Raw genomic sequence first — 12,253 nt, forward strand, 5'->3', positions numbered from 1 at the left:
CCGCCCGGTCAGACCGGGGTCAGCGGGAAGTGTGGGTCTGCGGGCCGCTCGACGATGATCGGGTCACCGGCGCGGACCGTACCGCCGCGGGCCACGATGCTCATCACTCCGGCCAGCCGCTCGACCTCGCCCTCGCCGTTGCGCCGCAGCACCTGCTTCAGCAGGCCGGGCTGGAACCGGTTGATCTGCTCGCAGGGGTTCCGCAGCCCGGTGATGACGAGGACCGTCGCTCCGATCCGGAGCCGGGTGCCGACGGGCAGGCCGAGCAGGTCGAGACCGCCGGTCGTGATGTTCTCGCCGAGCTCACCCGGAGCCACCCGATAGCCGGCGCGCTCGACCAGGTCGAACAGTTCGCGATGGATCAGGTGGACCTGCCGCAGGTTCGGGGTGGACGGATTCTTCGCCACCCGAGACCGGTGCTTCACGGTCACGCCGGCATGCGCGTCACCGTCGACGCCGATGCCCTCGATCAGTTCGATCGCTTCGCACACCGGCTTGCCGAACGTGTGACCGCCGCTGCGGTGGACGGAGATGACGGTGGGTTCCATGGCTTCAGTCTCGCCCCGGAGTGAAGGAGACGTCGGCCGTGGAGGCGATGATCTCCACCTCGTCGCCGAGAGCCCACTCGGCGAGCCGGGACGCCATCGCCGCGGGTACGCCCTCGTCGGCGCCCGGTGCCGGTGGGATGTCGAACGTCGCGTGGCCGTCGTGCGGAAGGACGACGCCGAAGCCCCGAGCGAGGGCGGCGCGCGCGGTGGCCAGCACGCACATCTCGGACATCAAGCCGACCACGCAGACCCGGTCGACAGCGTGCCGCCGCAGGATCTCGTCCAGCGCGGTCCCGTCGAATCCGTCGTCGGCCGACTTCCGGACCACGGTCTCGTGGTCCGACTCCGTCGCGGGAAAGTAGAGCTCCCAGCCCTGCTGGCCGGGCTCGTCGACGGCTCCGCGCGGACCGTCGTTCTGCAGCTGGACGATGAGGATGCCGGCCTGTCGGGCGCGGTCCAGCAAGCCGCCCAGGTTCACCAGGAGCTGCTCGCTGTACGGTGCCGCACCGGTGCCGGTGACGAACGCCCGTTGAACGTCGACGACCAGCAGGGCCTGGACCGGATCGGCCGGCACTAGGAGGCCGCCAGGGCGGCGGTCTGCCGGGCGATCGCCAGCTCCTCGTCCGTCGGTACGACGAGCACGGCGACGCCGGAGTCGTCGGGGGAGATCACCCGGGGTCGATCGGCCGCGGCCGTGTTGCGCTCTGGATTCACGTGAATCCCGAGGCCGGCCAGCCCGGCGGCGACGGCGGCGCGCAGGTCGGGGCTGTTCTCGCCGATCCCGCCGGTGAAGATCACCTGGTCGAGGCCGCCGAGGATCGCCCAGTAGGCGCCGAGGTAGTGCGTCAGCCGGTGCACGACGACGTCGAAGGCCAGCGTCGCGTCGTGATCATCTTCGGCGCGTCGTTGCAGCACCTCGCGGAAGTCGTTCACGCCGGCCAGGCCCTTCAGCCCGGACTCCTTGTTGAGCAGGGTGTCGACCTCGTCCGGGCCGAGACCGGCCTCGCGATACAGATAGCTGTGCAGGCCGGGGTCGACGTCGCCGGAGCGGGTACCCATCACGAGTCCCTGCAGCGGGGTCAGGCCCATCGAGGTCTCGACCGGGCGACCGTCCAGGATCGCCGCGGCCGAGCAGCCGTTGCCGAGGTGGAAGGTGATCTGCCGTACCGGACCGTCGGTCTTGATCAACGCGCGGGCGACGCCGGCGACATAGTCGTGCGAGGTGCCGTGGAAGCCGTAGCGCCGGATCCGGTGCCGCTCGGCCAGCTCGCGCGGAATCGCGTACGTGCGGGCGACCTCGGGGAGGTCGGCGAAGAAGGCGGTGTCGAAGACCGCGACGTGCGGCAGGTCGGCGAACCGTTGCCGGGCCGCCTCGATGCCGGCGACGGCGGCCGGGTTGTGCAGCGGCGCCAGCCCGGACAGGTCCCGGAGCGTCGCCAGCACCTCGTCGGTGATCTTGGTTGGCTGCGCGAAGTCCGGTCCGCCGTGGACGACCCGGTGGCCGACCGCGAGCAGGTCCAGGTGATCAAGGTCCGGGCCGTACGTCGCGAACTGCTCGGTGATCAACTCGAGCGCGGCGCCGATGTCCTCGGCACCATGATCACCGGCATGGGTCTCGCCGCCGACTTCGTGGCTGAGCTCGCCGCCGTGCTCACCGATCCGCTCGATCGTTCCGTCGGCCAGCACCTCGCCGGAGTCCGGGACGAGCAGGCGGTACTTGACCGACGAGGAGCCCGCGTTGATCACCAGGACCGGGCGCTCCCCGCTCACCGGGCCACCGCCTGGGCCTGGATCGCGGTGATCGCGACCGTGTTGACGATGTCGTCGACCGTCGCGCCGCGGGAGAGATCGTTGACCGGCTTCTTCAGCCCCTGCAGGACCGGGCCGACCGCGACGGCGCCGGCGCTGCGCTGGACCGCCTTGTAGGTGTTGTTGCCGGTGTTCAGGTCCGGGAAGATGAACACGGTCGCCTTGCCGGCGACCGCCGAGTCCGGCAGCTTGGTCGCGGCGACGCCGGGGTCGATCGCGGCGTCGTACTGGATCGGGCCCTCCAGCGGCAGGTCCGGCTCCCGCTCGGCCACCAGCGCGGTGGCGGCCCGGACCCGGTCCACCTCGGAGCCGGTGCCCGAACTCCCCGTCGAGTACGACAGCATGGCGACCCGCGGCTCGACGTCGAACTGTCGGGCGGTCTCGGCCGAGGCGATCGCGATGTCGGCCAGTTGATCAACGGTCGGCTCGGGGATCACGGCGCAGTCCCCGTACACCAGCACCCGGTCGGCCAGGCACATCAGGAACACGCTGGACACGACGTCGACGCCGGGCCTGGTCTTGATGAACTCGAGGGCCGGCCGGATCGTGTGCGCGGTCGTGTTGATCGCGCCGGAGACCATCCCGTCGGCCAGGCCGAGATGCACCATCATGGTGCCGAAGTACGCGCCGTCGGTGATCACCTCACGCGCCTTCTCCAGCGTCATCCCCTTGTGCGCGCGGGCCTCGGCGTAGGCGGCTGCGAACCGCTCGACCAGCTCCGGGTCGTGCGGCGAGATGATCTTGGCCTGGTCCTGCTGCAGGCCGAGGCCGGAGGCCCGGGAGCCGATCTTGGTCTCGTCGCCGAGCAGGGTCAGTTCGGCGACGCCGCGGCGCAGGATGATCGCCGCCGCCTCGAGGATCCGGTCGTCGGTGCTCTCCGGCAGCACGATGTGCATCCGCTCGGCCCGGGCTCGCTCCATCACCTGATGTTCGAACATGATCGGCGTCCGGACCGGCGACCCGGACACCTCGATCGCCCGCAGCAGCGCCGCCTGGTCGACGTTCTCCGCGAACAGCCTGCGGGCGGTCTCGATCTTGGTCGTCGAGTCCTTCGTCATCGGTCCCCGGACCCGGGACAGCCGCTCCGCGGTGTCGAACGTGCCGAGCTCGGTCAGCAGCACCGGCAGGTCCTGCTCGATGCCGCGGGCCAGCCGGCGGATCGAGTCCGGCAGCGGGTAGCCGCCGGTCAGCACGATCGCGGCCAGGGCGGGGAAGGTGCCGGACTGATGGGCGAGGACCAGGCCGGGGATCAGATCCGCCCGGTCGCTGGCGGTGATCACCGTTGCGTCCGGGGTGAGCCGGTCCAGCACGTTGGGCAGGGTCATCGCCGCGACGATGATGTCCTGCGACTCGCGGTCCTGCCAGGATTCCGTGCCCTGCACCAGCTGGCCGTCGACGGCCCGGGCCAGCGTTCGTACGGTCGGCGCGGAGAGCACCGGGCTCTCCGGCAGTGCGGCGACCAGCGGCGCCTCCGGCGGTCCGGCCAGGGCGGCGGCGACCTCGGTGACGGCGTCCGGATCGACCCGGTTCGCGATCACCGCGACGGCCTGCGCGTGCTGGGCCCGGAACTCGGCCAGCGCGCCGTCGGCGGCGGCCCGGATCTGTTCCGGGGTACGGTTCCGGCCGTGCACCACGAGCACCACCGGGGCGCCGAGGTTGGCCGCGATCTTGGCGTTGAAGGTCAGCTCGGTCGCGGTGGTGATGTCGGTGTAGTCGGAGCCGAGCACGAGCACCACCTCGAACCGCTCCCGCAGCGTCGCGCAGCGCTGCACGATCTGGTGCAGCGCCTCGTCCGGATCGGCCCGGGCGGCCTCGTAGCCGACGCCGACGGCCTCCTCGTACGTCTGCTCGACGCCGGGCCGGTTGACCAGCAGGTCCAAGATCACGTCCCGGCCCTGCTCTCCGGCGGCACTGATCAGCGGCCGGAAGACCCCGACCGATCCGACCTCTCTGATCAGCGCGTCGAGCAGGCCGAGCGCGACGGCGGACTTACCGGTCTGCCCCTCGACGGAGGCGACATAGACGGTGCGGCTCACTGGTCGAGGGTAACGGCAAGGTCCGCCCCGGAGAGCCCTTCGTGCAGCAGTTCGACCAGCTCGGTGGTGTTGCGGGCCAGCCACCGCTCGGCCGTCCTGGCTGCCTCGATCCGGTCCGCCACCTCGGCGAGCGTGTCGTGGCCGGCCAGCCAGCGGCCGGTCCGCCAGCCGACCGTGCCGAGGGTCCGGCCCATGATCAACCGTGGTTGCTCGGTGATCTCCGCCTGCTCGAGCCGCACCGCCTCGCCGTAGCCGGTGGCGAGTGCCCGGGTCTTCTGTTGCCAGTCCGGCCCGTCCAGGGCGCCGGTCTGGTCCAGCGCGATGGCGAGCTCGTTGGCGCGGAGATCACGACCCGCGACCTCGAAGTCGATCACGCCGGCGATCACCGTTGGCGGTCCCTGGGCGAGCAGGTTGGAGGCGGCGAAGTCCTCGTGGATCACCTGTAGCGGCAGCCCGTCCGGCCGGGGCGGCGGTCCGGCATGGTCGCGCAGCCAGGCCACTTGTTCGGCCGCCAAGCCCGCGTCGGCGAGGGCGTCGATCCGTCCGTCGTCGATCCCGGCCAGCGCAAGATCGGGAGTCGTCCAGTCGAACGGCGCCTCCGCCGCGGGTACGTCAGCAAGGGCGGCATCCAGCCGGCCCAGGGCTCGACCGGCCGCGCGCAACGCCTCGGGCCGGTCCAGGTCCGGCCGGTCACCGTCGATCCAGTCGATCAGGCTGACCGGCCCGGTCCCGGTCTCGATCACCGTCCGGCCGTCGTCGGCGGGCCGGAGCCGCGGCACCCGGAATGGCAACCCGGCGCCGGCCAGCCGGTCCAGCAGCCGGTGCTCCCGGCGGACCCGGTCAAGATCAAGATTCTGGTACACCCGGATCAGGCCGAGCGGGCGGCCGGCCGGGTCGGCGGCCGCGTGCACGATCCGCATCAGGTTGTTCGTGCCACGGGCCGGCTCGGTCAGCACCGCGTCGATCGACCAGTGCCGGGCCAGCAACGCGGAGAGCTCGCGGTCGGGTTCGATCATGATCAAAGCCGGAGGAACTCGACGTCGGTGAAATGGTTGGTGTACGTCAGCCGGGCGCCCTCGCAGCTGCCGAACATGCCACCCCAGGTGCTGTAGTCGGCGGTCGGCAGGCAGGCCACCAGCGCCGCCTCCAGTTCGCCGGAGTGCCCGACCACCAGGACCGATCCAGTGTCGGGCAGTGGGGTCATCAGGTCCCGCCAGAGTGCGGACACCGAATGGGCGTAGTGGTGATAGGCGCCGCCGTACTTGATCAACTCGGCCAGGGCGACGAACGGCTGCTCGGCCTGGTCGAGCCGGGCCTGCTCGCTCTCGCTGTAGAGCCCCGGGTCGGTGCCGAGCGTCACCATCTCCTGATCGACGGCGAATCCCATCGCCAGCGCCGTCTCGCGCGCCCGCGGCACCACGCTGGTCGCGACGATGTCGTACGGGCCCATCGTCCGGCCCAGCCGCCGAGCAAGATCGACTCCGGCCTGGGAAAGCTGCGACCCGCCGCCGGTCTTGCGCAGACTATGCCTTCTGATCTCCAGGGTCGCCATGATCATGGAGGTTAACCGCGAACCTGAACTCGTGCATCTGCCTTTTGTTCCCCGGTGCACTGGGCTTGTTGTCGAAGTGCCGTCGTGGTCCGGACAGGGGGAGGCTTGGTGTCGCGGTCGGAGTCCGGGGGTGGGTGCGCGGACAACCATCCGCCCGCGATGGTCTGGGTGCCGCTGCCGCAGTACTGCGATGCGGGCTCCCGCCAGGCCCGTCCACGTCCGCGCACCCACCCCCGGACTCCGACCGCTTTCTTGATCATGGCTTCCCTCTGGGGGCCGCCTCGAGCCGGTCGCTGATCATGTTCGCCGTCATCGGGTGACCGGGCGGTGATCGAGTCACGAGGGTAGACAGTGTGGCGAACCACCGGCAGCGGGTGGCTGCCGGTGGTTCGTCGTGGGGGGGGGGGGGGGGGGGGGGGGGGGGGCAGGCGATGGCTTGGAAGGTGGTCCAGCCGTGGCCGATCTGGGTGCGTTTGCCGAGGGCGGGCTGCCATGTGCCGGTGGCCCTTGAATTGTTGGGGTAGTAGTACATGCCGCCCTTGGTGTCGACGGCGATGATGTCGGCGTGTTTGTCGCCGGAGAAGTCGGCGGCCTGGAGGTGCTTCATGGTGTTCCAGCCGTGGCCGATCTGGGTCCGCTTGCCGAGGGCGGGCTTGAACTTTCCGGTGGCGTTGGAGTTGTTGGGGTAGTAGTACATCCCGCCCTTGGTGTCCACGGCGATGATGTCGGCGTGCTTGTCGCCGGAGAAGTCGGCGGACTGGACGAACTTCATGGTGCTCCAGCCGTGGCCGATCACGATGGGCTTGCCGAGGGCTGGTTTCCAGGTGCCGGTCGCCTTGGAGTTGTTGGGGTAGTAGAGCAGGTTGCCCTTGGTGTCGACGGCGATGAGGTCGGCGTGGCCGTCGCCGGAGAAGTCGGCGGCCTGGACGAACTTCATGCCGATCCAGCCGTGTCCGAGTTGGATCCGCTTGCCGAGGGCCGGCTTCCACTTGCCGGTGGCGTTGGAGTTGTTGGGGTAGTAGAAGAGGTTGCCCTTGGTGTCGACGGCGAGGACGTCGGCGTGCCGGTCGCCGGAGAAGTCGGCGGACATCAGGTGGGGGTAGCTGCTCCAGCCGTGGCCGATGGTGGCGCGGATGCCGAGGGCGGGCTTGAACTTGCCGGTGGCGTTGGAGTTGTTCGGGTAGTAGAAGAGGTTGCCCTTGGCGTCGGCGCCGAGGATGTCGGAGAAGCCGTCGCCGGAGAAGTCGCCCACCGTGCCGGCTGGCTTCGGGCTGGGGGCTCCGGTGTTGTACTTGTACAGGTTGTACTTCTTCATGATCGAGATCAGCTTGTTCGCGTAATCCGGATCGGTCGCCCAGCCGCCCTTCTGCACCTCGCGGGCGAACTGGTCCGGGTTGTTCACGTACTTGAAGGCAGCCGCGTAGCGGGGCAGTGTGGACAGGATCCGGCCGTAGTCGCGGAGCCCGTCGGTGGTGCTCCGGTAGACCCGGAAGTACGCGTGCTCGGTGTGACAACCCGGCGTGCATTCCTCGGTCGGGTAGTCGTGGCAGCCGATCGCGATCGGACCATGATCACCACCGCTGCCGCACTTGATGCCGAAGTAGTTGTTGTCGTTCTTGGACAGCTTGCTGGCGCCCCACGCGGACTCCAGCGCGGACTGCGCCAGGGTCACCGACGCCGGCACCCGGAACTCCTGCTGGGTCGCCTGCGCACCGGGCACCGTCTTGGCGAAGTAGGACTGCGGATCGGCCTGGGCGGGCTGCGCCGTGACCAGCCCGGCCGCGACGATCCCCGTCACGGCGAGCCCGGCGGCGAACACCGACCGGAACCGGCTCAAGATCTTGCGAGACTTCATGATCATTTCCTTTCCGGGTCGGAGCTCAGGCGATGGCTTGGAACGTGTTCCAGCCGTGCCCGATCTGGGCGCGCTTGCCGAGGGCGGGCTGCCATTTCCCGGTGACCCGGGAGCTGTTGGGGTAGTAGAACAGGCCGCCCTTGGCGTCGATGGCGACGATGTCGGCGTGCTTGTCGCCGGAGAAGTCGGCGGCCTGGAGATGCTTCATCGTGTTCCAGCCGTGGCCGATCTGGGCCCGCTTGCCGAGGGTCGGCTTGAACTTCCCGGACGCGTTCGAGTTGTTCGGGTAATAGAACATCCCGCCCTTGGCGTCGACCGCGATGATGTCGGCGTACTTGTCACCCGAGAAGTCGGCGGCCTGGACGAACTTCATGGTGTTCCAGCCGTGGCCGATCACGATGGGCTTGCCGAGGGCGGGCTTCCAGGTGCCGGTCGCCTTGGAGTTGTTCGGGTAGTAGAACATCGTCCCCTTGGCGTCGACGGCGATGAGATCGGCGTGGCCGTGACCGGAGAAGTCGGCCGCCTGGACGAACTTCATGGTGCTCCAGCCGTGCCCGAGCTGGGCGCGCTTGCCGAGCGCCGGATTCCACTTCCCGCCGGCCCGTGAGTTGTTGGGGTAGTAGAAGAGATTGCCCTTGACATCGACGGCGAGGACATCGGCGTGCCGGTCGCCGGAGAAGTCGGCGGACATCACGTGCGGGTAGCTGCTCCAGCCGTGGTCGATCGCGGCCCGGATGCCGAGGGCGGGCTTGAACTTCCCGGAGGCGTTGGAGTTGTTCGGGTAGTAGAAGAGGTTGCCCTTCGCATCGGCGCCGAGGACGTCGGAGAACCCGTCACCGGAGAAGTCGCCCACCGTGCCGGTCGGCTTCGGCGGCGGAGGAGGAGTGTCGGTCACCCCGGGCGGTGCGACATAGCCGGAGATCAACACGTTGCGGCCGCCCGCCCGGGCCGTCGCCGGATTGATCGTCCGCTTCTTGACCGCGTTGCTGTAGTTGCCGTCGATCGTGGTGATCGTGCCGTCTCGGTTCACCGAGTAGACGACCGACACGTGACCGCCGACACCGGAGCCGGGCTCGCCGTACACGACGATGTCGCCGGGCAGCGGATTGCCGCGCTGGCCGGCCGGGCGCCGCTTGAACAGGCCCTTCGACACGCCCCACTGGCCGATCCCGGTCGCCACGTACGTCGACCGCGGAGCACCGGCGACGCCGGACTTCTCCCAGACCCAGGTGGCGAACATGGCGCACCAGTCATCGCACAACGGACCGTACGGCTGGCACTGGCTTCCCGGTGCCTGGTAGCCGACCTGGCGGTTCGCGGTCTCCGCAATACCGGCCCGGGTGGCCGCCGCGTACGCCGGCCGTTCGGATCCGGTCAGGATCGGCGCGGCCACCCCGCCGAAGAGTCCGAGCGCCAACGCCACCACAACGGCGGCCAGGCGCAGACTGAGGGGCTCGCGTCGGGCGAGCACATTCGTTCGCATCGCAGTCTCACTTCCTCGCGCAGTGACGACGAGGAAGCGTCAACCCTGACCAGCGCCCCGTCGGCCGGCTCGGTGCCGGTGGCACCGTTTTACGAGGCGGGACTCACCGCGATCTGACGCGACGCTGACGTGGCGATGTCCGTAACCCGGCGCGGGCCTACGTCAGCCGCTCCCGCATCCACGCGATGTCCGCGGCCTGACCTTCCCGGCCGCCCGGCGTCTCGACGATCACCGGCGCCCCGGCCGTGGTCACCACGTGCAGCAGCGATTCGCCCGCGATCTCGCCGTCGGCGAAGTTGGCGTGCCGGTCCGCGCCGGAGTCGAACGGGTCGCGGGAGTTGTTGGCATGCACCAGGTCGACCCTGCCGGTGATCGCCTTCACCCGGTCCACCACCCCGGTCAGATCCTCGCCGCCCGCGTGCGCATGGCAGGTGTCCAGGCAGAAGCCGACCCGGTCGCCGCCCTCGGCCTCCCCGATCGCGTCCCAGAGCCGGGCGATCCGGTCCAGCCGGCGGGCCATCGCGTTGTCGCCGCCGGCGGTGTTCTCGATCAGGATCGGCACCGGCGCGTCCAGCCGGTCGACGCACTTGCGCCAGTTGTCGAAGCCGCCCTCCGGGTCGTCGTCCTTCAGCCCGTGGCCGCCGTGCACGATCACCCCGGCCGCGCCGACCTCGGCCGCCAGCGTGACCGTCTGCTGCAGCAGCTTCCGGCTCGGGATCCGGATCCGGTTGTTCGAGGTCGCCACGTTCAACACGTACGGCGCGTGCACGTACAACGTGATCTTGGCGGCCTCGGCCGCCTCCCGCAGCGCAGCGGCGCCGCCGGCATAGGCGACCGTCGGCGCCTTCCAGCCCTGCGGGTCGCCGAGGAAGAACTGCGCCAGGTTCGCCTGCCGGGCGACCGCCTCCGCGATCGGGTCGTCCTGCTCCCCGTGGCCGCCGATGGCGAGGGTCTCTGCTGTCAGCGTGTCAGTCACCCGGCCGACCCTAGTGCCCGGCACCGACACCCGACCCGCGGGCCGCCGGCTCAGTCCAGGCTGGTCGGGAGCTTCCGCTCCGGACTCACGATCCTGATCTCCAGCTCCTCGTCGGAGCAGGGCTCCTCGAAGCGCCGGTCCGGTTGCTCGGCCCGGCCGGGCAGCAGATGCAGGGCGGCCCGGAAACCGGCGATCCGGGCCCGGTCCTGCCAGGCCTCCCGCTCCGACCGGCTCCACTGGTTCCAGTCCAGCACCGCGTCGACACCGGCGCCGAGCACTTGGCAGGCGATGTCCCAGATCAGGTCGGTGCAGCGCTCGGCGAGCTTGCCGTAGCCCGGATCGTCGTCCGGCAGCCGATAGAGCTGCTGCAGCCATTCGTCGAGGGTGAATCGGACCGCAGGATTGCTCCGCTCCAGCTCCCGGGCGAGGTCAGAGGTGCCGGAACCGTCGGGGCTCGCGAGCAGGTGGAGGGTCGGCGCCGTCGCCCGCCGAACCGGGTACTGCTTCATGATCGTGATTCTGCACCCACCGGGCCGCCGGATCCGGCAGATCGGGCAATGTCGTTCAAGATCGCAACGATCTTCGTACGAGCAACTGGTTCAGCTGCTCGGCGGCGGCGTCCACCTCGACCCGATCACCGGTCAGCAACAGGTCGAACAGCAGTCCGCGCGCGGTCGCCAGGGCCAGCCGAGCGGTCGGGATCACGTCCTGCTCCGGTACGTCGAGCCCACGGCACAACGCCTCCAGCGGCGGCAGCCAGGGATCGATCAGCCCGCGCCGCAGCGGACGCGCGTGCTCCCGGTCCTGCATCGCGTGGGCGCCGAGCTCGAAGAACAACCGGCCGTGCCGCTCGGTGGCCGCCACCACCGCCCGCCAGTAGTCGCGGCCCTGCTCGATGGTGGGCAGGTCGGGATCCATCACGGCGTCGAGCAGGTCCCGCTGCTGTCGCTCCACCTCGGCGACGACCGCCGTCAGCAGCCCGTCCCGGGAACCGAAGTGGTAGATCACCATCCGGTGGCTGGTGCCGAGTTCCTCGGCCAGCCGGCGCAGGCTGATGTCACCGATCCCGGACCGGGACAGATAGTCGACAGCGCGGTCCAGCAGCGCCTGCCGACCCGTCACCGAGTGGCCTCGGACCGTTCCTTGAGGCCGGCCATCTCCATCGCGACGTAGTTCCGGGCCAGCTTGCCGAGCAGCAGCCCGAACAGCCCGGCCATCGGTCCGGTCTGCTCGAAGCCCAACTCCGCCCGGGAACCGGTCGCGGTCGGTTCGACCGAGTGGCGGCCGACCGTCGTCAACCCGGTCGAGTCGGCGGTCCAGTCGAACCGGCTGCCCTCGTCGAGCCGGCTCACGGTCCAGACCGCCTTCGGCAGCTTCGGCTGGACGACCTCGACCTTGGCGCCGACCCTGAGTTCCTCGTCGAGCAGCCGGATCGAGGTCATCGACGCGGTCCACTCCGGCCAGCGCTCGACGTCGGCGATGATCGACCACACCACCGAGGCCGGCGCATCGATCGCGCTCTCCAGTTCCACCTTCATGTACCAAATGGTACACACGGCTCCGGTGTCGATTTCGGGCAGGCCCGGACGTGGTAGGGGTGAACCTCGACGAAGGGAGTACGGATGTACCGGGAATCGTTTCCGATCATCGCCGTGCCGGACGTGGCACACGCGCTGCGGTTCTACCGCGACCTGGTGGGTGCGGAGGTGACCTACCAATTCCCGGACGAAGGCCCGCCGGACTTCGTATCGCTGACCCTCGGCGGAACCAAGCTCGGCATCGGTCGCGATCCCGAGGCGACCGAGCCGTCACGCCGGTTCGCCCTCTGGCTGTACGTGGACGACTGCGACGCCGCCGTTGATCAACTCCGGGCGGCGGGCGTGCCGGTCGACGTGGAGCCGACCGACCAGCCCTGGGGCGAACGGACGGCGCAGGTCAGGGACTTCGACGGCAACGTCGTGCACCTCGGCCAGCCGGCCGCGGCACCCTGAAAG

13 protein-coding genes are annotated in these 12,253 nt (G+C 69.9%); 1 reads left to right on the forward strand and 12 read right to left on the reverse strand.

The window, feature by feature from the left end:
- Positions 1 to 8: 8 nt before the first annotated feature.
- From ACFQU4_RS06085 to ACFQU4_RS06140, 12 genes are all read right to left on the reverse strand, one after another.
- The gene (locus ACFQU4_RS06085) at positions 9 to 548 is read right to left on the reverse strand and encodes an MOSC domain-containing protein (protein ID WP_377488113.1); all 540 of its coding nucleotides are present in this window, start codon (positions 546 to 548) and stop codon (positions 9 to 11) included.
- A gap of 4 nt (positions 549 to 552) precedes the next feature.
- A complete protein-coding gene (locus tag ACFQU4_RS06090) occupies positions 553 to 1,122 on the reverse strand; it encodes an isochorismatase family protein (protein ID WP_377488116.1) in 570 nt (189 codons plus the stop codon).
- Positions 1,122 to 2,318, reverse strand: coding sequence for an acetate/propionate family kinase (locus ACFQU4_RS06095; RefSeq protein WP_377488119.1), 1,197 nt, complete (start codon positions 2,316 to 2,318; stop codon positions 1,122 to 1,124). The genes ACFQU4_RS06090 and ACFQU4_RS06095 overlap by 1 nt, the downstream gene beginning before the upstream one ends.
- Positions 2,315 to 4,393, reverse strand: a complete 2,079-nt coding sequence (gene pta, locus ACFQU4_RS06100) for a phosphate acetyltransferase (RefSeq protein WP_377488122.1) — start codon at positions 4,391 to 4,393, stop codon at positions 2,315 to 2,317. Before pta ends, ACFQU4_RS06095 begins: the two co-directional genes overlap by 4 nt.
- Positions 4,390 to 5,409 carry a phosphotransferase enzyme family protein gene (locus ACFQU4_RS06105; protein ID WP_377488125.1) on the reverse strand — a complete coding sequence of 340 codons (1,020 nt, stop codon included), beginning with the start codon at positions 5,407 to 5,409 and terminating at the stop codon, positions 4,390 to 4,392. Before ACFQU4_RS06105 ends, pta begins: the two co-directional genes overlap by 4 nt.
- Positions 5,410 to 5,411: 2 nt before the next feature.
- Positions 5,412 to 5,951: a hypothetical protein gene (locus ACFQU4_RS06110; protein ID WP_377488128.1), complete on the reverse strand. Its 540-nt coding sequence runs from the start codon at positions 5,949 to 5,951 to the stop codon at positions 5,412 to 5,414.
- A gap of 250 nt (positions 5,952 to 6,201) precedes the next feature.
- Positions 6,202 to 7,800 carry a glucosaminidase domain-containing protein gene (locus ACFQU4_RS06115; protein ID WP_377488131.1) on the reverse strand — a complete coding sequence of 533 codons (1,599 nt, stop codon included), beginning with the start codon at positions 7,798 to 7,800 and terminating at the stop codon, positions 6,202 to 6,204.
- Between the two features lie 25 nt (positions 7,801 to 7,825).
- Positions 7,826 to 9,283 carry an FG-GAP-like repeat-containing protein gene (locus ACFQU4_RS06120; protein ID WP_377488134.1) on the reverse strand — a complete coding sequence of 486 codons (1,458 nt, stop codon included), beginning with the start codon at positions 9,281 to 9,283 and terminating at the stop codon, positions 7,826 to 7,828.
- A 157-nt stretch (positions 9,284 to 9,440) separates the two neighbouring features.
- Positions 9,441 to 10,259 (reverse strand): deoxyribonuclease IV, encoded by an 819-nt coding sequence (locus tag ACFQU4_RS06125; protein ID WP_377488137.1) that lies wholly within the window; start codon positions 10,257 to 10,259, stop codon positions 9,441 to 9,443.
- Between the two features lie 50 nt (positions 10,260 to 10,309).
- A complete protein-coding gene (locus tag ACFQU4_RS06130; RefSeq protein ID WP_377488140.1) occupies positions 10,310 to 10,768 on the reverse strand; it encodes an AAA family ATPase in 459 nt (152 codons plus the stop codon).
- 55 nt (positions 10,769 to 10,823) lie between these two features.
- Entirely contained in the window at positions 10,824 to 11,381 is a 558-nt protein-coding gene (locus ACFQU4_RS06135; protein WP_377488143.1) for a TetR/AcrR family transcriptional regulator, read from the reverse strand.
- Positions 11,378 to 11,797, reverse strand: coding sequence for an SRPBCC family protein (locus ACFQU4_RS06140; RefSeq protein ID WP_377488145.1), 420 nt, complete (start codon positions 11,795 to 11,797; stop codon positions 11,378 to 11,380). The genes ACFQU4_RS06135 and ACFQU4_RS06140 overlap by 4 nt, the downstream gene beginning before the upstream one ends.
- An 84-nt stretch (positions 11,798 to 11,881) precedes the next feature.
- On the opposite strand from ACFQU4_RS06140, the gene ACFQU4_RS06145 reads away from it, so the two are divergent.
- Positions 11,882 to 12,250 carry a VOC family protein gene (locus tag ACFQU4_RS06145; RefSeq protein ID WP_377488148.1) on the forward strand — a complete coding sequence of 123 codons (369 nt, stop codon included), beginning with the start codon at positions 11,882 to 11,884 and terminating at the stop codon, positions 12,248 to 12,250.
- The last annotated feature ends 3 nt before the right edge of the window (positions 12,251 to 12,253 follow it).

It is taken from the genome of Microlunatus sp. GCM10028923 (assembly GCF_042666975.1).
Taxonomy (GTDB): Bacteria; Actinomycetota; Actinomycetes; order Propionibacteriales; family Propionibacteriaceae; genus Microlunatus.